Origin of the sequence: Methanosphaera sp. WGK6 (genome assembly GCF_001729965.1) — an archaeon.
Taxonomy (GTDB): domain Archaea; phylum Methanobacteriota; class Methanobacteria; order Methanobacteriales; family Methanobacteriaceae; genus Methanosphaera.
On record NZ_JRWK01000004.1, the window covers coordinates 137101 to 161042 of the forward strand.

Annotated in this window: 14 protein-coding genes and 1 pseudogene; 8 read left to right on the top strand and 7 right to left on the bottom strand. The window is 27.6% G+C overall.

Features of this window, described 5'->3' with window-relative positions; all coding sequences use genetic code 11:
• Both NL43_RS03320 and NL43_RS03325 read left to right on the top strand, forming a co-directional pair.
• The gene (locus tag NL43_RS03320) at window positions 1-675 is read left to right on the top strand and encodes a hypothetical protein (protein WP_069592631.1); all 675 of its coding nucleotides are present in this window, start codon (window positions 1-3) and stop codon (window positions 673-675) included.
• A 157-nt stretch (window positions 676-832) separates the two neighbouring features.
• On the top strand, window positions 833-2014 hold the full coding sequence (locus NL43_RS03325) for an ATP-binding protein (protein WP_069592632.1): 1182 nt from the start codon (window positions 833-835) through the stop codon (window positions 2012-2014).
• A 106-nt stretch (window positions 2015-2120) separates the two neighbouring features.
• Here NL43_RS03325 and NL43_RS03330 read toward each other — a convergent pair whose 3' ends face one another.
• The gene (locus tag NL43_RS03330; protein ID WP_069592633.1) at window positions 2121-2528 is read right to left on the bottom strand and encodes a type II toxin-antitoxin system VapC family toxin; all 408 of its coding nucleotides are present in this window, start codon (window positions 2526-2528) and stop codon (window positions 2121-2123) included.
• On the bottom strand, window positions 2525-2728 hold the full coding sequence (locus tag NL43_RS03335) for a hypothetical protein (protein WP_084790382.1): 204 nt from the start codon (window positions 2726-2728) through the stop codon (window positions 2525-2527). The genes NL43_RS03330 and NL43_RS03335 overlap by 4 nt, the downstream gene beginning before the upstream one ends.
• Window positions 2729-3242: 514 nt before the next feature.
• Here NL43_RS03335 and NL43_RS03340 point away from each other — a divergent pair.
• From NL43_RS03340 to NL43_RS03355, 4 genes are all read left to right on the top strand, one after another.
• Window positions 3243-5012, top strand: coding sequence for an ABC transporter ATP-binding protein (locus tag NL43_RS03340; RefSeq protein ID WP_069592634.1), 1770 nt, complete (start codon window positions 3243-3245; stop codon window positions 5010-5012).
• Window positions 5006-6736 carry an ABC transporter ATP-binding protein gene (locus tag NL43_RS03345; protein ID WP_069592635.1) on the top strand — a complete coding sequence of 577 codons (1731 nt, stop codon included), beginning with the start codon at window positions 5006-5008 and terminating at the stop codon, window positions 6734-6736. Before NL43_RS03340 ends, NL43_RS03345 begins: the two co-directional genes overlap by 7 nt.
• Window positions 6737-7023: 287 nt before the next feature.
• A complete protein-coding gene (locus NL43_RS03350; RefSeq protein WP_069592636.1) occupies window positions 7024-10800 on the top strand; it encodes a hypothetical protein in 3777 nt (1258 codons plus the stop codon).
• Window positions 10801-10950: 150 nt separating this feature from the next.
• Window positions 10951-11622: a flavodoxin family protein gene (locus NL43_RS03355; RefSeq protein WP_069592637.1), complete on the top strand. Its 672-nt coding sequence runs from the start codon at window positions 10951-10953 to the stop codon at window positions 11620-11622.
• 332 nt (window positions 11623-11954) lie between these two features.
• Here the strand turns inward: NL43_RS03355 and NL43_RS08415 are convergent, their stop codons facing one another.
• The 4 genes and pseudogenes from NL43_RS08415 to NL43_RS08520 all read right to left on the bottom strand — a co-directional run.
• Window positions 11955-12158 (bottom strand): hypothetical protein, encoded by a 204-nt coding sequence (locus NL43_RS08415; RefSeq protein ID WP_241776209.1) that lies wholly within the window; start codon window positions 12156-12158, stop codon window positions 11955-11957.
• A 158-nt stretch (window positions 12159-12316) separates the two neighbouring features.
• Entirely contained in the window at window positions 12317-12892 is a 576-nt protein-coding gene (locus tag NL43_RS08420; RefSeq protein WP_241776210.1) for a phage integrase N-terminal SAM-like domain-containing protein, read from the bottom strand.
• A gap of 40 nt (window positions 12893-12932) precedes the next feature.
• Window positions 12933-13481 (bottom strand): restriction endonuclease subunit S, encoded by a 549-nt coding sequence (locus tag NL43_RS08425; RefSeq protein WP_241776211.1) that lies wholly within the window; start codon window positions 13479-13481, stop codon window positions 12933-12935.
• 102 nt (window positions 13482-13583) lie between these two features.
• A pseudogene (locus tag NL43_RS08520) lies at window positions 13584-14204 on the bottom strand (restriction endonuclease subunit S); the annotation flags it as partial.
• Window positions 14205-14530: 326 nt separating this feature from the next.
• Between NL43_RS08520 and NL43_RS03370 the strand changes: the two are divergent.
• Both NL43_RS03370 and NL43_RS03375 read left to right on the top strand, forming a co-directional pair.
• Window positions 14531-18157 carry a hypothetical protein gene (locus NL43_RS03370; protein WP_069592639.1) on the top strand — a complete coding sequence of 1209 codons (3627 nt, stop codon included), beginning with the start codon at window positions 14531-14533 and terminating at the stop codon, window positions 18155-18157.
• A gap of 552 nt (window positions 18158-18709) precedes the next feature.
• On the top strand, window positions 18710-22765 hold the full coding sequence (locus NL43_RS03375; RefSeq protein ID WP_069592640.1) for a right-handed parallel beta-helix repeat-containing protein: 4056 nt from the start codon (window positions 18710-18712) through the stop codon (window positions 22763-22765).
• Window positions 22766-23623: 858 nt separating this feature from the next.
• Here the strand turns inward: NL43_RS03375 and NL43_RS03380 are convergent.
• Complete coding sequence (locus tag NL43_RS03380) at window positions 23624-23824, bottom strand: histone family protein (protein ID WP_069592641.1); 201 nt, start codon at window positions 23822-23824, stop codon at window positions 23624-23626.
• Window positions 23825-23942 lie beyond the last annotated feature (118 nt).

The following is a 23942-nucleotide window of genomic DNA, read 5'->3' on the forward strand; positions in this document are numbered from 1 at the left end:
ATGGAAGAAGTCACCTACACAATATCAGCTCAAAAAGATGAATACTCAGAAAAAATAGTAAAAGTATACACTCTATCAATCGATAAAACAGACATACAACTAATAGACACATATCTAGAACATCCTACAAATACTACATATGATAAAAAAATATTACATGAAATTGAAGAGGCTATAGATCAATTCCATGAAAATAAGTGGAATACTATAAAAGAACACATGCTAAACAAGGCATACACGGACCTATGGATTGGAGCACCACAAGAAAAATATGCACCATTTCTACAATACACTGCACAATTAACACAAGATAATTCTATTATCAAAGACCAGAGTCTTGAAAGTATACTAGAAGATCTTCTAAAAGAGAGTCTAAGTACTGATGATACACTTAAACTAGATATACCTAATTTATCATTAGATGAAGTAATAAATAGTAGTACTGTTGTTGAAATGGACTATGAATTACCATTTAATGATAATAAACGTTTTATAGATGAAATATATCCACAACTACTCGAAACAGAAGACCTTGAAAAACATGATAAAATCCTCTTTGACTATATTGCCCTTGAAAAAAGGGAACATGAAAGAATTATTGAGGAAAATCTTGTAAAGATAAATGAAAAAGAAGGACTTAATCTAACACTTGATGACATACTATTAGATAAATAGGTTGAACTAGTTTACATAAAATAAACTAGTTTATATAAATGAACCTCAATTAGATATAAAATACATTGAACCAGTTTACTATAATTAAACTAGTATAACTATATATCACTAAAATAATAAAAATACTACATAATAAATAAAAGGAATTTTTGAGAAAATGATGCCCACAAGTGTACCCAAAAACATAGACAAATACTTCTACAATAGAAAAAAGGATATAAAACGAATATCACTCCAAATAAACAGTATCTACGAAGATTTATCCAACCAAATACTTATCACAGGAACAAGAGGAGTTGGAAAAACATTTCTACTTAAAAAAATACTAAAAGACCAGCCAGACGACATACTAACAATATACATAGACCTATCAAGAATATACGGAGAAAATCAAGGAAAAATAAGTGAAGAAGAAGTACTAAAAGAACTACTAAGTAGTATAGAAGCAAAGATAAATGAAGATAAAACACAACCCCAAAAAATAGAACAAACAATTAAAAACAAGCTAAATACTCTAAAACTAAAAAATTATGACTTTAAAGATGCAACAACAATACTAAACATACCACTACCCGAAATCAGAGACAACTACCAAGAATTAAGTAAATTTGTAATGGAACTACCTCAAAGTATTGTTGATTCAACAGAAGATATAAAAGGTTTTATTATAGTTATGGATGAATTCCAATTACTAAAAAATTTATCCAATCCTGAGGCATTCTTCTGGTTAATTAGGAGTTTTGTTCAAGAACAATCAAATGTAAGCTATATTTTCACAGGTTCTGTATCTAAAACTGCTGAAGTAATAGAAATGTTAAATGGGCAAACTGGTGCATTTGGTGGACGAATGATTCAAATACATATAGATCCATTTACAAAAGAAGAAACCTTGAATTACATAAATGATAAATCAGATAATATTAGATTTACTAGTGATGGATTTGAACGCTTCTATAAGTGTACCCGTGGAATACCTGCATATATTAATACATTTTGTAATATATTAAATCCTGGAGAAGAATATGATAGTGATATGATTAAGGAAAGCTTCTTGCTTCAAATGGATCAAATTGTGGTTATGTGGTTATATGTGTGGGGTACTCTTAATAAGTCAGAAAAGCATATAGTTAAAATTCTTGTAGATGAAGACAAATTAACATGGAATGAATTACTAGATGCATCAGGTTATTCTAAGGCTACATTAACTAAGTATATTGATTCATTGAATAATAAGGGTATACTTGATTATGGTTTTGATAAAAAGTATACTATAAATGATATTATGTTAAAAACTTGGCTTAGAAATAAGAAGGAAGTTGAGGGACAATACCCATTATAATTAACTAGAAAAAGAGAATATGAATAATTGAAAAATTAATATTATAGTTTATTATATGAATTTATTTATGTATTTTTATTACATCTATGTGTAAAAATAAAACTAATTAATTAATTAACTCAATTTCATTAACTCTTTTAAATTCTTTATCATATGAAACTAAATAAGGAATATCATATATCTTCATAAGTTCTAATCTAGAACAATCTACAAAACTTAATTTATTTTTATAAAAACTATAATAATTTATTACATTATTATTGAAATTATTTTCTTTATATTCATTTAAAATTATACATAATTCAACTAATAAATTATAAGTATCAATTGCTACATTTGTATTAATTATATTACCCACTACAGTAATAACTTCATTTATAATTAAATTAGAAATATAAATTTCATTTTCTTGAAGAATTTTAGTTTTAACTAATTCTTTAGCTTTTTCATGTAAATCATCATTTTCATTAACTAAAGCAATGATAAATGAAGAATCTAAAAAAATTTTATTCATTTATATAACTCCTTTTTAAGCTTTACAGCATTAGTTTTATTCATAGATTTTCCTAATCCGATTAAATTTTCAAATGTGGGTTTTTTATCCTTAATTTTAACTTGAAGTTCACCAGATTCATTTTTACCCCATTCAATATAACTATCTTCAGTTATATTAAATTCTTTTCGAATTTTTTTTTGGAATAGCTGTTTGTCCATTAGAATATATTTTAGTTGTAGCTATTACAATCATACAATTCACCCCAATATAATTTAATAATAATAATATTTATTTATCTGTAATATACATAATTATCTGTTAAAAAATATACTGTCTGTTAAAATAGATTTTAACCATGAATATATATTTCATAATCATATAATTTTTTTATAAAACATACAATTATCGTTTATTAGAACTATATTTATAAACATGTTAAATTATTGTTTTTCATGTAGTTGATGTATATGAATTTGTTTCATTTTTGTATTCTTTAAATGTTTAGCGTTCGATACTTAAAAAAATATGTTTTTTCTTAAATCTTTATATATTAGTTATTCCATATTATTATTTAAGTTTAGATTTTTTAACCTAGATAAAGTTGTTATTTTTTTTTAGAAAGTTTTTTTTAAAATGTTTTTTATGTGTAGGATGTGGATGTTTTTTCAAGTTATGAAAAATTTAGGTATAACTAAACTTATAAGGAGAGATAACTTTGGAGAACACAAGAAAATGACAAACACATTAAGTCAACTACTAAAATATTCAGGAAAAAAGAAATACCTAACAATACTAGGCTGCACATTATCAGGAATATCAGCAATACTCACACTAACACCAATCATATACATATCAACAATTATAACAATACTATTAACACAAACTAATCCACCAACACAAGAACTATACTCTAATGCAATAACAGCACTAATACTCATGATAACTGGAATGATTATATACTTCATAGGATTAATGTGCACACACTACTCAGCATTTGAAAATGAGAAAAACATGAAAGACGCTCTAGTAAAACACGTGCTAAACCTACCACTAGGCTACTTTGACACCCATACAAGTGGATATCTACGAAAAAACATAGAACTAAGCTCATCACAAACAGAAGCACTACTAGCACACCTACTACCAGACGCTATAGGTGCAATAATTACAACAATAACATTCATAGTATTCATATTCTACTTTAACTGGAAACTTGGAATCATATGCATAATACCAATAATAATAAGTCTAATAGCACTAGCACGTATGTTTACAAACAACTCTGCAGAATTCATGACAAAATACCATGAATGCCTAGAAAACATGAACAGTGAATCAATAGAATACCTTAGAGGAATACCAGTAACCAAAACATTTCAACAATCAATATACTCATTTAAAAACTTCTATAACTCAATAACAATGTATGGAACATTCGTAAAAAAATACACATTCAGCATGCAAATACCAATGACAGAATACACTCTTGCAACAAATGGATTTTTCATACTACTAATACCCGTAGCAATAATATTTATGACAAACCCCGTAGATATGACACTAATAGCCAATCTCATATTTTATATAATGCTCACACCAATAACAGGTGTGATGATAATGAGAATAATGACAATATCCGAGGCATATATGCTAGCAAAACAAGCACTAACTAAAATAGATGAAATAACAACACAAAAAACACTACCACAACCAATAAATCCAAAAACAACAGATAAACATAACATAACACTAGATAATGTAACATTCAAGTATAAAGGAAATCATGAAAACACACTAGAAAATATTAACCTAGAAATAAAAGAAAAAGAAACAATAGCATTAGTAGGACCATCAGGTGGAGGAAAAACAACACTAGCACAACTAATACCCCGATTTTATGATACAAGTAACGGTTCAATCAAAATAGGCAATATAAACATAAAAGACTTATCCCAAGAAGACCTAAACAATAAGATAGCATTTGTATTCCAAAACCACCAACTACTACAAGACACAATATACAACAACATAACAATGAACAAAAAAACAAGCAAAGACAAAATAATAGAAATAATAGAAAAAGCCAAATGCACAGAAATAATAGAAAAACTACCCAATGGCCTAGATACAATAATAGAAAAAGACGGATTATATCTATCAGGAGGCGAAAAACAACGAATAATACTAGCACGAGCACTACTTAAAGATGCACCAATAATCATACTAGATGAAGCAACAGCATTCACAGACCCAGAAAACGAAGTAGAAATACAAGAAGCACTAGAAGAAATAACACAAAACAAAACAGTACTAATAATAGCACACAGACTATCCACAATAAGAAATGTTGATCGTATAATAGTAATAGATGAAGGACATATAAAAGAAGAGGGAACACACGAAGAACTACTAGAAAAAGAAGGACTATACAATACAATGTGGCAAGAATACAATAAATCAGTAGAATGGAAAATAAACAACAAAGGTGATATAACATGCTAACCAACTACCTATCAGAGAAATTCCTACTAACAAAAACATCAACTAAAAACCTGATAAAAGGAATACTATGGAGTCTGCTACATGACATGACACTAATAATACCAATGATACTATACATGACACTACTATACCTACTAATACAACAACATATAACACCAACACTACACATATACATCATACCCATAATAGTAGTATCAATACTTATCACATACACATACTACAAACAATACTACTATGTATACAACACAACATATGACTCAAGTATAGAACGAAGAATAACATTAGCCGAAAACATACGACTACTACCACTATCATTCTTTGAAAAAAAAGACCTATCAGATCTTAGTGCAACAATAATGAATGACTGCACAGACCTAGAACACGTATTCTCACATGCAATACCACAACTAAGTGGATCAATAATATTAATAATACTAATAACCATAGGAATGCTCATATACAACCCAATACTAACAATATCACTACTATGGGTAGTACCAGTATCATTTGCAGGACTATACTTGTCTAAGAAAATACAAGAAAAAAATGGGACAAAAGTAGTTAAAGCCTCAAGAAAAGTATCCAATACAATACAAGATGGACTAGACTCTATAAGAGAAATACAATCATATAACTACACACAAACATACTACCAGAAAATAAGAAAAGAAACACAAGAACTAAAAAACACCCACATAAAAACAGAACTAGTAAGTGGAAGCTTTGTAACACTAAGCCAGATGATACTAAAACTAGGTGTAATAACACTACTAATAACTGCAATAAGCCTATACACCAGAAATGAAGTAAACATATACACACTAATAATATTTGTAATTGCTGCAACAAACATATTTTCACCACTAGAAATAGCACTTACCTTCGTAGCAGAAATATTCCTAGCAGACACCAAAATAAGTAGAATGAAAGAAATAGAAGAACAAATAGAACCCATAAAAAAAGAAACATACCACCTAGATAACTATGAAATAAAATTCCACAACGTAAACTTCGCATATGATAACAAACAAGTACTCAAAAACATAACATTCACAGCAAAACAAAACCAGATAACAGCACTCATTGGACCATCAGGAAGTGGAAAATCAACAATAAGTAAACTAGCAGCAAAGCTCCTAAGTCCAACAAGTGGAGTTATAACCCTTGGAAAAACAGATATAAACACTATAAACACCGAGAAAATACTGGAAAACTACAGCATAGTATTCCAGGACGTAATACTATTTAACAACACAATAAAAGAAAACATACGTATTGGTCGAAAAGATGCAAGTGATGAAGAAATATACCAGGCAGCACATGATGCTAACTGCATAGAATTCATAGAAAAACTACCCGAAGGCTATGAAACAAATATTGGAGAAAACGGTGTACTACTCTCAGGAGGTGAAAGACAAAGAATAGCAATAGCCAGAGCACTACTTAAAGATGCACCAATAGTCATACTAGATGAAGCAACAAGTTCACTTGACGTTGAAAATGAAACAAAAATACAAGAAGCATTAAACAAACTCCTAAAAAACAAGACAGTAATCATCATAGCACACCGTATGAGAACAATACAAAATGCAGATAAACTAGTAGTAATAGATAAAGGACAAATCATAGAAGAAGGAAATCCCAGAGAATTATACGCCAAAAATGGACTATTTACACGTATGGTAGATATACAAGCTAAGACAAATACATGGACAATAAAATAAAACAAATTACAACTCCCCCCCCTCTTAATCTATTATTTTTTATAAAAATCCATTAAATACCACTGAAATATACTTTTTATTAGAAAAATATACTCTTAAACTAAATTTTTAAAAATAAACTTAATAATAACAAACATTAATATACTGTAATTATATAATATAATATATTAATATGTACTTTAATAAATATAAAAAAAGATTAAGTTATTAAATAATATATAAAATAATTTAAAATAAGTGAAAAAGAGTATATGTTAATTTTATAAAAAAAATTAGAAGGAAACGATATGAACAAGAATATTAAAAAAGTATTCTTATTAACTACACTCGTATTCCTACTTGTAGGATTATCAGCACTCAGTGCAGCTGAAACAACTGATGATAATACAGTATCAGCAGATACAAGTATTCAAACTACAAGTAACACAGTAGATAATACTGTAAGTACAAATGTAGATAATACTAATACTAAATCCTTAAAGACAAGTAATAGTTACTCAATTGATAGTAGTAATTATGCAACATACTTCAATAGAAGTGGATTTATTGGTGGAATCGATGATGGAGATGTTATAGACATAACAAGTGATATCACACCAGCAAATGGAACAACATGGACTATTGATAAAGCAGTAACCATAAACGGTAATGGTCATACAATTAACCTAAATACTACTTCAGGTAGTTACTATGGTAATGAAACTGGAGCAGCATTTATAATTGTTGATACAGGATCAAATACTAATATAACTGATATTACTTTCTATAATTCACAAATTATATTAAATAATACAAACCATGTTACTATAAGTGATTCTGAAATCACTGTATCTAATCAAAGAGTAGGTCAAGGTATAGGTATATTATCTATCCGTGAAGGTTCAACATTTGTAACAGTTGAAAATTGTGTATTCACCACAACAAACAATGGTGGAAGTAGTACATTAGTACTTGCTGGAGCAAACTACACTAATATAAACAATAACACAATAACTGGAACAGGTACTGTTGGAAATTTAGTATATTTAACAACATACAATATACACAACATATCTACTAATGATATCCATGCAAACTCACACAACAATATTACAAACAATGTAATAACAGGACCATCAGGATCTAGTATATCCAATGGAATAACCATAACTGGTCATGATAACTTAATTGAAAACAACACTATAAGTGGTTCAAGTCAATCAATGACAACACAATGGATGAGTACTACTAATACTGATGTTGGAGATTACAGTGACAGATACTATGGAAACACCTACAATAACAACATTGCAAGTGGATCTGTAACAGTATCACAAAACAGTACAGTAGAAAACAACACCATAAGTGGAAAATTAACATTACAAAAAAATGCAACCGCATCCCACAACACAGCAGGATCAGTAACCTTAAACAACAACACAATTCTCGAAGAAAACATAGTAAACGGTGCAGTAACAGTAAGTTCATCAAATGTATTAATTAATAGAAACAATATTACTGGAATAATTACAGTGACAAATAATAAAAATAACGTAACTGTAACTAATAATATAGGTTCTGGTATATTTGTCCCTGAAACTTCTACAGTCACAGATATTAATAATTCATGGAGTAGTAGTAGTAGTACAGATAATTCTAAATCATTGAAAAGTGATGTGGAAGTTATAGTTATTTCAACTTCAACATTCATGGACCTTTTCTATTCTGATGATGAGGGATATTATTATCTAAACCAGATGTATAGAAATAAAATTATAAAAATTGGCCATTTAACTGAGGAGTATAGAGAGTATTTAAGAGGAGCATCACTCACTTCTTACCTTAGTAATTGTACTATAATAAGTGAAGATCCTATTAGTAATATGGGAATGAAATTACAAGCACAATCTCACTTAGTTAATACAACAATATACTATAGTGAATATAGTCATGTTTACTCTCGATGTTTACTTGTAACAGAAAACAGTACTATAGAAAATTGTACTATTATATTTGAAAATAATTATGGAACTGCTGGTAGAGCAATAGCTTCATTAATTTTATTTGATAGAACAGGTAACAACGTTTATTCAAATTATCCTGCAGGTACAATTATTAACTCTACAATTATTGTTAATATGACTACTAGTAATATTGACTGGAGTAATGGAAAAAGTACACCTGATATGGTACCTATAAACATAAACTTTAGAAACAGTAGTATTATTAATTCAACTATTAATATAACTATCGAAGATACAAAAGAAGGAGATTTATATCCATCCTGTTATGGTATAAGTGTTAAATCAGATAATAACACAATTACAGGTAACAATATTATCATTAACAATGTAGCTGGTAGTGGATGGTTATATGGAGTGTATTTAAATTCATCTAATAATATTGTAAGTAACAATAATTTAACAATTAAAGGTACAAATTACACTAATGCTATTTACTTTGACTCCACAGATTACTCAAATAACATTATAAGTAACAATGTTCTTAATTTAAGTGTTGGAACTGCAGGTTATGGTGAAGGTACCACTAATGAAAATGTTGGATATGGAATAGTATTCACAGATCGTGCATACATGGGTGGAACATACACTGAAGGTACAGGAAATGTTATAAACAACTCAGTAATAAACAATACAATATATGGTACTGGTTACAGTATATATGGTATTGAACAATTTGGTGGAGATTACACTACAATTGCAAACAATACAATACTCTTAAATGCAACCACACCAACAGGTATTGGAGTTATTGGAGTTAAAACAAACATTACTGGAAACACAATCACAGTAAATGGTAAAGATAATAATACTTACTCAACAGCAGATTACATTAAAGGACAAACCACAGGTATATACACATACCGTGGAAATGATAATTCAATAACAGAAAACACAATAACCAGTAAAAACAATGCAGGAATAATCATTCAAGAAAATAAAAATACAATTGCATCATATAACACAGTAAAATCATTAAATAACACATATGCAGCAGAAATACGCGGTGGATCTGAAAATAATGTTACATTCAATACATTAGTTGCAAAAGAATTATTTGGTGATAACTCTGTAAGCGACAGTGGAAGTAATGATGTAGTAATTAATAACTCAGGACTTCCTAAAGTTAACACTACAATCACAATAACTCCTGTAACTGGTCTTATTGGAGATATTGTTAACCTTGAAGCAACTGTTAAAGGTCAAGATGATAGTCTTGTAGATAGTGGTAAATTTGTATTCAAACTTAATGGTAAAACATTACGTGATGAAAATGATAATCCAATCTATGTAAATGTAGTAAATGGTGTAGCAACACTTGAAAACATTACACTTACAAGTGCATGGTCTAAAGAAGGAGCAACACTTACTGCAACATATGGTGGAAATGATAACTATGAAAGCAGTGTAGCTGAACCTGTAACAGTAACTGTTACAAAACGTACCGCAAAACTAGAACTAGAACCAGTGACAGTTAAAGCTGGAGAAACAGCAACATTAACAGTGAAAATAACAGATGATACAACTAATAACACAGTAAACTCAGGAAAAGTAGTATTTAAACTCAATGGTAAAACACTTAAAGATGCAGAAGGAAAAACAATCTATGCAACAGTAGAAAATGGAATAGCAACAGTACAATACACTATCCCAGAAAACTACTCAGCAAAAGAATACACCTTAACTGCAGTATTTGCAGATAGTGCATATGAAAAAGTAGAAAGTACTACAACACTTACTGTTACAAAACGTACAGCAAAACTAGAACTAGAACCAGTGACAGTTAAAGCTGGAGAAACAGCAACATTAACAGTGAAAATAACAGATGATACAACCAATAACACAGTAAACTCAGGAAAAGTAGTATTTAAACTCAATGGTAAAACACTTAAAGATGCAGAAGGAAAAACAATCTATGCAACAGTAGAAAATGGAATAGCAACAGCACAATACACTATCCCAGAAAACTACTCAGCAAAAGAATACACCTTAACTGCAGTATTTGCAGATAAAAGTTATGAAAGAGTAGATACTACTACAACATTAACAGTAACAAAAGAATAAAATTACCCAAAATGGTTTAATATGAATCAAAATCATATAAAACCATGAAAATCACCTCCCTTTTATTATATAGACTTATTTTTGAAAAAGAAATATTATTATATCATGTTTTACATATAATTATCTTAAATAATAAGGAGTTTTTATTATATGAAATTTTATGCAGTAAATGGAAGTCCACGTGGGAAAAATACTAGTGAACTTATAAGTAAAACAATAGATGGACTAAAAGATGAACTCGTAAAAAATGGTGTAGATACTAGTTCTATTGAAATTGAAGAAGTAGATTTATATAAGATTAATTTTAAAGGTTGTATGTCTTGTTTTAGTTGTAAATTGATTGATGGACCATTTTATGGAACATGTCCTATAAATGATGATCTTAAAGAATTACTTGAAGATATATGGAATGCTGATGGTCTAGTAATTGGAAGTCCTATATATTTTGGACATATTACTGGTGAAACGCAAAGTTTTATTGAAAGACTACTTTTCCCAAAAATGGTGTATGGTGGAGAAAATCTACTTAAAAAGAATATACCTACAGGATTAATTATTACTATGAATGTTCAAAAAGAAATGTCTGATGAACTATATGAAAATAGTTTTAAATTATTAGAAAATTATTTAAAAAATATTATTGGTGATGTTTATAGAACTACTGTTTATGATACATACCAATTTGATGATTATTCTAAGTATGAAAACTATCTATTTGATCCTGAAGCTAAGGCAAAACAACATGCTGAAGAATATCCTAAGGATTTAGAAGCTGCCTATGAAATGGGTCAAAAAATAGCAGTACATGTATTGAAACAATGAACTATTTTATTTAGATTATATTTAACCACCAATATTTCCTTTTTTTACTGGAAAATAAACAATTACATATACATGTAATATGTAATATTCTACAATTTTTTTATAATAAAAATTTAGAGTAATTAAAAAGAGTTTCCCTGTTGAGATAATATTTTTAAATTATAATATAGATATAGATGTTTATGGAAAAAAGAATTTTACTATTTTCTGGAATTTTGTACTTTTTGGAGAGATAATTTTTTTTACTTCGTTATAGGTAAGTATACTGTAGTTAATATATGTTATATAATGTATCTGAGAGAAATATGTTAATTGTGATGGGTATATCTTCTTTAATTTCTTTTTCTTCTTTTTTTGGATATATTATCACATTTTATTGTTTTGATGTATGTTTCATGTACTATGTTTTTACTTAGTCCTTGTAGTGTATCTATGTATTCTGCTGCTAATCCTAAAGCACTTACATGATATTTTCTGAGTGTATGTGATCTGAAAAACCTGTATTTTCCTTTGAATCCCCAGTTATTTATTGTCATTGATTTTTTGGAAGGTTACTATTACTAAGGAGTTACTAAAATGAAATAATTTGTCTTCTATTTAGATTTTTTCTTGTTTTTAGATATTTTACTATACATGTGCTTGCTTCATTTGAGCAAAATGTGTAATAGTATTTATCAATTTTAATTCTCTTTAACTATATTGTAGGTATTATATCATTTCTTTCTTCTAATTCATCAAGTGTTTCATTTAATGTTGTTTTTGTATGATATTCTTGTTTTGCTTTAATAAAATCATCCACAGTTAATGATAATGTTTCTGCTTTTGCAGTTCCACTGCTTGAGATAAAAAGAATTAATGCTTTAAATGATAAAGGAACCATTTCAAGAGCTCTTGAGATATGTTCATGATTAGGAAGATCTAAAATAATTTGTTTCATATATTTATCAAATTTAACATCATGTAGAGAGGGTAGTTCTATGTCAAAATGTAAATAAAAAGTTTTTAATTTAGAAAAATAAGTTTTAATAGTGTTTGGTGAAAGACTACTATCTAACATATAATTACGATAATCAAGTAAATGTTTCTTTATTCGCCTATTCTTTAGTAAGATATTATTTTCTTCATCAATGATTGCTTCATCAACCAATTTATCAATAGTCATGTCATGAAAAGAAGTATAATTTTCTATTGATGAACAATAACACTTAGCAGTACCTTGTTTAATATTACGTTCTCTACAAAATTGAATAAAAAGTTTATTATTATACATACTAATAACTATGCATAATAAATAATACAATCTACTCAGTTTAACAAAACATATTTTGAAGAAGATACTTCTTAAAACTTCTAATTGAATTAATTTTTTCTTTCATTAGATTTATTTTTTTATTAATTAAATACAAATCATTTGCAATTGATTTCTGTTCTTCATAATCTATTGGTAAATATAATTCTTTAGATAAAAATATACTATTAGTTATATTCATGGTATGTTTTGCACCAATTTGAACAATAGGATGAAGATAATTGTAACAATTAACTGGAGATTCAAAATAATTTTCCAGAATATAACCTAATTCCACAGTAATAGGTTTAAAAACACCATATAATGGAGATACAATAACATTATTATCAATATGGCTTTGTTTAATAATACCTAACGGAAAATCCCCTGTAGGACTTTTAGTATAAACAATATCACCGATTTTAACTACATTATAATTATCAGTATTATTTGCAGAAAAACTTCTACCTAAGTGTTGCACCTGATTAATTAAACCCTCCGTAACAGAAACTGAATAAACTTCTTCTTGACCCGTACTTTTTAATTTATGTTCTTTTAAAACTTTATTCAATTTAATTAATTTCCATCCATATTTAACTTTAAAATTTCGAGGACTTATATTTAAATTTTGAATATAATGTTTTTTAAAATTAATTAAACATTCATTTTTCTTTTCCATTAAACTGATTTTTTTGTCTATTTGTGATAGGAATTTTGCTATTTTTTCTTGTTCTTCTTTTAAAGGAATTGTTATACGTATTTGTTGTAATTGTTTTTTGCTGATTCCTAATACAGAAATTCCATTAGCTTTTATTTTTATTTCTTTTTTTACGGATTCATTTTGAAATAAATATCCATTAAAGAATGGTGAAACATTGTTTGTTTTATCTCTTAATAATAAAGTATGTAATCCACTTATGATTTTATTAGATTGGATATTAGTTAATTCAATGGCTTTGCCTATATCATCATAATCTTCAGATGCATCAGCTATTATTAAATCACCATCTTTACAGTATTCAAATTTATTTATTTTATTTTCAGGAACACTCTTGTTGATATAAGGTATTTTTTCTTTTTGAACATTTACTATACATGGAAATTTGGTATGTATATCACCATAATGTATATTTTGTACTTTTCCGTTATTTTTGTCTAATTTAGATCTTGAAAAAGAGTTCGTGGAATAGAAATCAAATTTATCTTTAATTAAAATAGTTTCCCATTCTCCTTCAAACTCTGGAAACCGTATTGATGGTTCATGTTTGTTCTGGTTATGAAGTAAAAATGTTATTTATAGTTATTTATCATGTATGTTAACATAATTATATAATTTCAAAGTTATTTTCCTGTTTTTGAATTCGGTGGTTTTAATAATGTATTTTTTTTGTATGGTATTTTTGTATGATGTGTGTGTAATTTGTAATTTTCTTGTGATTAATTTTTGAAATAAGTAATTATTGTACTTGTATTTTATATATTATTTGAGGATTGATTTTTATTTCAATTCTTATACAATAATTAGGATAATTAGAAAAGGGTATGTAACTGTATTGCTTATTTTTTTATTTCTAATTATGGTATTATTTAGTTAAAGTAATTAATATATGAGAGAATTTTATGAATAATAAAATATATTCTGTGTTCTTATTTATTTTACTTGTATTGATTTGTGGATTGAATAGTGTATCTGCAGAAGATGCAAATACTACTGGTATTATAAGTGTTGATACATTAGATGAGGGTTCACATAAAATCGTAAATTCGGATATGGGTAAAATAATGCAGAATACTTCATTTAAGGAAAAACAGGTAAATAGGACTTTGAAAACTGATAATGTAGTTGTTAATTCGTATGATGAATTAGTAAATGAAATAAATAATGGATCAAGTGATACAATAGAATTGGTACAGGGCATATACAATGGAAGTAATAATATTAATATTGATAGGAATTTAACAATAAATGGGCAGGATGCAGTACTTACTGGAAATGGGACTATAACAATAGCTTCAACAGTTATTATGGGAAATTTAACATTTAATCAGACTGGAATAATTGTAGAATCTACTGGGAATCTTACATTAGTTAACACGACACACAGTAATAATGTGGGATATGCTGGTGCAGTATATAATCTGGGGTATCTTGCTGTAAATAATAGTGTATTTAATGAAAATAATGCATCAAGGGGTGGTGCAATAAATAATAGGGGTGCTATGGCTATTATAGAGAATAGTATGTTTACTAATAACACGGCAGTTTATGGTGGTGGTGGTGCAATAGACAACTACTTGGGATATATTAGTATAAATAATAATACTATTTCTAATAGTGTAGCAACTTATGGTGGTGCAATATATAATCTGGGAAATGCTAGTATAAGTAATAATATAATTACTAATTGTACTGGAATATCTGGTGGTGGTGCAATTTATAACTATGAAAATGCTAATGTTAGTGTATTTAATAATATTATTGCTAATAATAGTGCAAGTAGTGGTGGAGGAATATGCAGTTATAGTAGGACTAGTAATTTTATAATTAATAATATATTTATTAATAACACAGTATCTCGTCGTGGTGGTGCAATAGACAATGATGGGTTGGTTAGTATTATAAGTGGTAATACCTTCATTAATAATAATGGATCTAATGGTGGTGCAATAAATAATGAGTATGGTGCTAGGGATACTAGTATAATTAATAATACCTTCATTAATAATAATGGAGGTTATGGTGGTGCAATAAATAATGAGTATGGTGCTAGGGATACTAGTATAATTAATAATACCTTCATTAATAATAATGGATCTAATGGTGGTGCAATAAATAATGATTATAGGGCTGATAATACTAGTGTAATTAATAATACTTTCATTAATAACACAGCATATAATAATGGTGGAGTAATACAGAATGATGGAACTATTATAGTTAATAATAATATACTAAATAGCAATTATATGAGTAATATGTCAAATGGTTTTGTAATAAATAATAATGGTAATATATCTATTACTAATAATTTATTTATAAATAACACTGATAATACGAGGGATATGTTATTAAATAATCCAACTACTAATAATACAGTATTTATTAATAATAACACCTATATTGATAATTTACTGGAGTCTACATTGATAACTAATCAAACATACACAATATACAGTAACAATAGAAATATAACTGTAAATATGGCTTTAAGAGATGTGTATAATGATACAATACGAAATGGAACAATAACAGCATATTCTAATGGAAACCGTATAGGTATGGGTAATGTAGTGAATGGAACAGCAAATATAACACTAAACTTACAAAATACTGGAAATGTAACTCTAGTATACACAACATTAAACAAAAACTATCAAAATACCACAATAATAATACCAGTAACTGTAATAAAAATAAATAGTACAATTACAACCAATGTAATTAACAATACTGCTGGTAATGTAACAGTAACAGTCTTAGTAACTGACACTGAAACAGGTACTCCTATTAACAGAGGAACTGTAATTATATATGATGAAAATGGTACTACTATTGGTAAGGAATCTATATTTGATAACAATACTCCAATTATAACTACTATTACTGAAATTGGTGAGTACCTCATCAATGTAACCTATGAAGATAATTTAGATTATTATAGTAGCACTACACTAATTAACATAAATGTAACAGGACGTGAAAGCACAATAAGTACAACAGTAACCAATAACACAGCAGGAAATGTCACCCTAAATATAAATGTAGTAGATACAACAACACAAAACACCATAACAGAAGGTAACATAGTAATAAGAGATGCAAATGGAAATATCCTATACAACAATAATCTAAATGAAAGTAGCAATGTATACCTAAAAGACATAACAACAATTGGCGAATACCCAATAGATGTAATATTTGAAGGAAATACAAACCATAATTCAAGTAACACAAATACAAGTATAACAGTAACAGGAAGAGATGTAACCATAGACTTCAATATACAAAATAATATAATAGGAAATACCACAGTAAACATAACATTAACTGACACAACAACAGGCCAAACAATACCATATGCCCAAATAATAATAACATTACCAAATGGAACATCAATTAATAGAACAACAAATGAAAATGGTACAGTAATTACAAGACTACCAATTCCACTTGGAAATAACAATATAACCATAACATACAATGGTAATAATATATACAATGCAACAAAAACAACAGAAAATATACTTGTAAATAAAGTAAGTACAATAATAGTAGTAAATCCAGTAACTGGAGTTATTGGAGAAAAAATCATATTAACAGCACATGTAACAGATATTAAAGGTAATCCGTTAACTGGTGGTAATCTTGTATTTAAATTAAATGGTAAAACACTAAGAATTGATGGATCATTTAACAGTACACAAGCACCACTAAAATTCAGTGTAGTAAATGGATCTGTAACATATACACTAAATGCTGATTTATACCTACGTAATGCTAAAAACTTATCAGCATCATACAGTGGAACTAGCAAGTATTCAGAAAACGTATCAGATATAACAATAGCACAAATTGCAAAAAGAAATGCAAATATCACAGTAACAACAGTAAACACCACAAAACAAGACACAAACATAACATTCACAGCAATACTAACGGATACTACAAGAAATAGACAAAATACTACAGCTATAAATGAGAATGGATATGTTCTATTTAAACTCAATGGTGTTTCACTAAAAGATAATAAGGGTAAAATAATCAGAGTAAAAGTAGAAAATAACACAGCACAATACACATACCACGTACCTGCTGGAATGACTAGTACTGATGAATCAGGAAAACTTAAAGATTATATTGTAGAAGCAGTCTACCAAAATGATATATTCTACCCAGATACTAGAAATACCACAATATTCAATGTAGAAAAATCAGACATAACAGTAAATATAAACAATGTACTAATAAATAACTCTACAAAAAGAATAACATCAATCACAGGAAATATCACAGACTATCATGGAAATCTACTTATCGGAAACAACAGAATTTGTGTAAAAGTAAATGGAAAAACACTCAAGGATAACAATAACAATACACTATATTTCACAGTAACAAATGGAATCATAAACATTAGAGGCATAACTACAAACATTAAATCATTTAATAATATAACTATTGTTACTGGTGAAACTAAATCATACAAAGCTGGACAAAACACAACTACAAAAATAACAATAGTGTAAAAATAGGGGGAAATACTCATTTTTCTCTTCCTTTTTTATATTACTTATGAAAATCATCAAAATCCAATTATTTAGATAGTAATCTTTCATAAGAAACTAAAAAAAACTTATTTTTTTTTCTATTGATTAAAACTATATTTTTTTTGAATTTAAAGAGTAGAATAAACTCTTAATTAAATAATCATATCTTTGTTATTTCATCTAAGTTTACATTCAAAATAAAATTTGGAAATTCAAAGAAAAATGATTTAATAATAATCATGGATTAATATAATTAATTTGAAAATAAGTATTTCAACAAAGTATTTTTTTTTGCATATAGAATTTTCATATAATCTGCATATAATTTGTAAATTTCATGTGATTAATTTTTGAAATAACTAGTTATTGTACCTGTAATTTATATATTATTTAAGGATTGATTTCTATTTCAATTCTTATACAATGATTAAGATAAATTGAAGAGAATATGTTAATATTTTGCTTATTTTTTTTCTATTTATTCTTGATGATAGTATTATTTTTAAAGTAATTAATATATGAGAGAATTTCATGAATAAAAAAACATATTCTGTGTTCTTATTTATTTTACTTGTATTGATATATGGATTAAATAGTGTATCTGCAGAAGATACAAATAATACTAGTATCTTAAGCACTGATACATTAGATGAAAGTCCACAAAAAATCATAAATTCAGATAATGCTGGTAAAATAATACAGAACAGTACATTTAAAGAAGAAAAGGTAAATAAAACTTTGAAAACAGATACAGTAACTGTAAACTCGTATGATGAACTAGTAACTCAGATAAATAATGGAACAAGTGATACAATAGAATTAGCACAAGGCACATACAATGGAAGCAATAGAATTATTATAAATAGGAATTTAACAATAAATGGACAAAATTCAATACTTACCGGAAATGGAACTATAATAATAACTTCAACAGTTACAATAGGAAATCTAACATTAAATCAGACAAGAATAACCGTAACATCCGATGGGAATCTTACACTAATTAACACAACACACACTAATAATATGGGATTTGTTGATGGAGCAATATACAACAGTGGATATCTTACTATAAATAATAGTGTATTTAATAGAAATAATGCAACATATGGTGGTGCAATAAATAACCATGGATATCTTACAGTGGATAATAGTATATTCAAAGAGAATCATGCATTAATTGGTGGTGCACTATACAATAGTAGAACCAGTATACTTAGTAACAGTAGTTTTATAAGTAATTATGCACCATCTAACATATACAACAGTGTTGGTGGTGCAATAAGTAATGATGGACGTCTTGATGTGATTAATTGTTCTTTTACAGGCAACACAGCACTTGATGGTGGTGTAATAGAAACTGCTCATGGTACTACTTTTATGAGTAACAATATTTTCACTAATAATACTGCAGAAATTACAGGTAGTGTAATCTACAATCATTTTGGTGGAATTAGTATAATGAGTAACAATACTTTCACTAACAATACAGCACTTGATGGTGGTGTAATTTATAATGAGAATGGAACTAGTATAATTAGTAATAATACGTTCACTAGTAATACTGTAAATAGTTATGGTGTTATATATAATAGAGGAAATATTACAATTAATAACAATACCTTCACTAATTGTACTGCAAATAATGAGGGTGGTATACTTTATAATGGTTATGGAACTAGTATAGTTAGTAATAATATGTTCACGGGTAGTACTGCAAACAGGGGTAGTGTAGTCTACAATAAGGATTATGGAACTAGTATGATTAGTAATAACACGTTTATAAATAGTACTGCAAGTAATGGTGGTGTAATCTACAATAAAGGTAATATTATAATTAATAACAATACCTTCACTAATTGTGCTGCAAATAATGAGGGTGGTATACTTTATAATGATTATGGAACTAGTATAATTGGTAATAATACGTTCACAGGTAGTACTGCAAAGAGTGGTGGTGTAATCTACAATGGTTATGGAACAAGCATAGTTAGTAATAATATGTTCACGGATAGTACTGCAGGTAATGGTGGAGTAATTTATAATAATGAGAATATTACAATTAATAACAATACCTTCATTAATAGTATTGCAAATAATGAGGGTGGTGTACTTTATAATCATGGAAATATGGTGGTTGGTAATAATAGTTTCAAAGATAACTATGCAACATTATATGGTGGTGTAATCTACAATGGTTATGGAACAAGTATTGTTAGTAATAATACGTTCACGGGTAATACTGCAAAGAGTGGTGGTGTAATATTTAGCAATTATTGGTCTATTGATATATGTAACAATATTTTCAAAGATAACTCTGCCACAGAACTTGCAGGTGTAATATATAATCGTGGAAATAGTACAGTCCGTGATAATATTTTTATTAGTAATAATGCAACTCGAAATGGTGGTGTAATCTACAATGATGAGAATATTACAGTTTATAATAATATTTTCACTGATAACCATGTAAATGGTGATGGTGGTGTTATACACAATAGTAATAGGATTACGGTTAGTAATAATACTTTTAAAGATAACTATGCAACACAATATGGTGGTGTAATCTACAATGATGGTAGGATTAATAATGTAATTAACAATACAATTACTAACAACAATGCTATTAATGGTGGAGCAATCTATACTAATGGTGGAACTAATACTATAAGTAATAATATAATTATTAACAACACGGCAAGTAAAAGTGGAGGAGCAATCTATACTAATGGTGGAACTAATATTATAAGTAACAATACAATTACTAATAACACTGTAGGATCAAATGGTGGAGTAATATGTGCTAGTAGTGGTAGTAATACTATAAGTAACAATACCATCACTAATAATACAGCAGGTAATGGTGGAGTAATATATACTAGTTGTAGAAACAATACTATAAGTAATAATACAATCACTAACAACACGGCAAGTAATGGTGGAGTAATATATAACTACTATGGACAAATTATAGTTAATGACAATATTTTTAAGAATAACTATGCAACACAAGATGGTGGAGCAATCTACAATAATGGTGGAACTAATAGAATTGATAATAACATTTTCACAAAGAATACTGCAAGTAATAATGGAGTAATATATAATAATGGAACTATTATAGTTAATAATAATACACTAAATAGCAATCAGGTGAAAACAGGTTTCGTACTATATAATAATGGTAACATATCTATTACTAATAATTTATTTATAAACAATACTGATAACACAAGAGATATGTTATTAAATAATTCAGATACTAATAAAACAAAGACATTAGTTATTAATAATAACACATACATCGATAATTTACTAGAAGATTCCCTGATAACTAATCAAACATACACATTATCTGGCAATAATAGAAATATAACTGTAAATATCGCTTTAAGAGATGTGTATAATGATACAATACGAAATGGAACAATAACAGCATATTCTGATGAAAAAAGTATTGGTGTGGGTAATGTAGTGAATGGAACAGCAAATATAACACTAAATTTACAAAATACACGAAATATAACTATAGTATACACAACACTAAACAAAAACTACCAAAATACCACAACAACAATACTAGTAAATGTATATAAAAATAATACTCGTGTCCTAGTAGACCCAGTATTTGGAGTTATTGGAGAAAATATCACATTAACAGCACATGTAACAGATATTAATGATAACCCGTTAACTGGTGGTAATCTTGTATTTAAATTAAATGGTAAAACACTAAGAATTGACGGATCATTTAACAGTACACAAGCACCACTAAAATTCAGTGTAGTAAATGGACTTGTAACATATACACTAAATGCTGATTTATACCTACGTAATGCTAAAAACTTATCAGCATCATACAGTGGAACTAATATGTATGCAGAAAATGTATCAGATACAACAATAGCACAAATTGCAAAAAGAAATGCAAATATCACAGTAACAACAGTAAACACCACAAAACAAGACACAAATATAACATTCACAGCAGTAGTAACAGATACTACAAGAAATAAACAAAATACTACAGCTATAAATGAGAATGGATATGTCCTATTTAAACTCAATGGTGTTTCACTAAAAGATAATAATGGTAAAGTAATCAGAGTAAAAGTAGAAAATAACACAGCACAATACACATACCACGTACCTGCTGGAATGACTAGTACTGATAGCTCAGGAAATCTTAGAAATTATATTGTAGAGGCAGTCTACCAAAATGATATATTCTATCCGGACTCCAGAAATACTACAATATTCAATGTGGAAAAATCAGATATAACCGTAAATATAAACAATGTACTAATAAATAACTCTACAAAAGTAATAACATCAATCACAGGAAATATCACAGACTACCATGGAAATCTACTTATAGGAAACAACAAAGTTTGTGTAAAAGTAAATGGAAAAACACTCAAGGATAACAATAACAATACATTATATTTCACAGTAACAAATGGAATAATCAATCTCACAAACATAAATACAAATATAAAATCATTTAATAATATAACTATTGTTACTGGTGAAACTAAATCATACAAAGCTGGACAAAATACAACTACAAGACTAACAATAGTTTAAAAATAGGGGGAAATACTCATTTTTCTCTTTCTTTTTTATATTTATTCATGACTATTATTAAAACCCTTATTGGATAGTAATCTTTCATAAGAAACTAAAAAACTTATTTTTTCTAAAATAAACTATTTTTATAGTATTTTTTTTATCAATACATTTTATATTTTTCATTTCTTTATTAACGAACTCGTTAAATATATAGTTTTAATAGGGTGTTGATAATTATTTAATTAATGTTATTTTTTTTTATTAAAATAGGTGGTTTGTTTGGAGAATTGTTGTGTTCTCCTTTATAGGTGTGGGTGGTTATTTTTATGATATCGTGTTTTTTTTGGAGTTTTTTGTTTTTTTATAGGATTTGGTGGTGAGTTTTTTTGTCAGTTTTTTTATAGGATCTTAATTTTTTTTGGTGATAAATTAAGTTCTTGTTAGTTTTTTTTTATAGGATTTTTTTGTATAGTTAACATTTTTCAATGTTTTTTTTGGGTGATTTTCTCGTTTTTTGCTTTTAGGATGAGATTTTTTCGTGTTTTCTGGTGGTTAGCTGAAAATAGTTTTTTTTATATTGCTTCTTTTTTTTGTCTATTTTCTTTTACTTTTTTTGTTAGTTTGATTTTTGCACTTTTATTTTGTTTCTTTTCTTTTTGTGCTTTTTATAGGTGTTTTTTTATATATGGGTTGTTAATTAACATTGTTAATTTTTAGTAGCCACATATTCATGTCACCTAATAATAGATTATACTTCATAGTATTTAAAGGTTGTGTAAAAATAGTATAAGTTTACTTGAATATTTTAAAGTTTAATTTAATAAATGTTTAAATAAAAAAAGAAAGTGTTTTTTAATTTTAAAAACACTGGATTTATTCTTCTGCTAATTCAATATCTTCAGCTTTTACGGTTTTACGACCAGCATGTTTTGCATATTGAACTGCATCTGCTGCAATGTCTGTTCCTATGTCTTCTAGGATTTTTGCGAGTGCTTCTTTAGCATCTTCACTTACTCTTGCTGCTCCTGCGTCTTTGATTATTCTTCCAATTGGTGCTAATGGTAATTCTGCCATAAATATCTATCTCCTTAATTTTTTTCTAATTAAAATATTATTGTTTAAAGTATATAAAGTTATAGCTTAATTAGCTATAATAATCATATTATTTTCTATTTTTTCTTAGAATTATTTT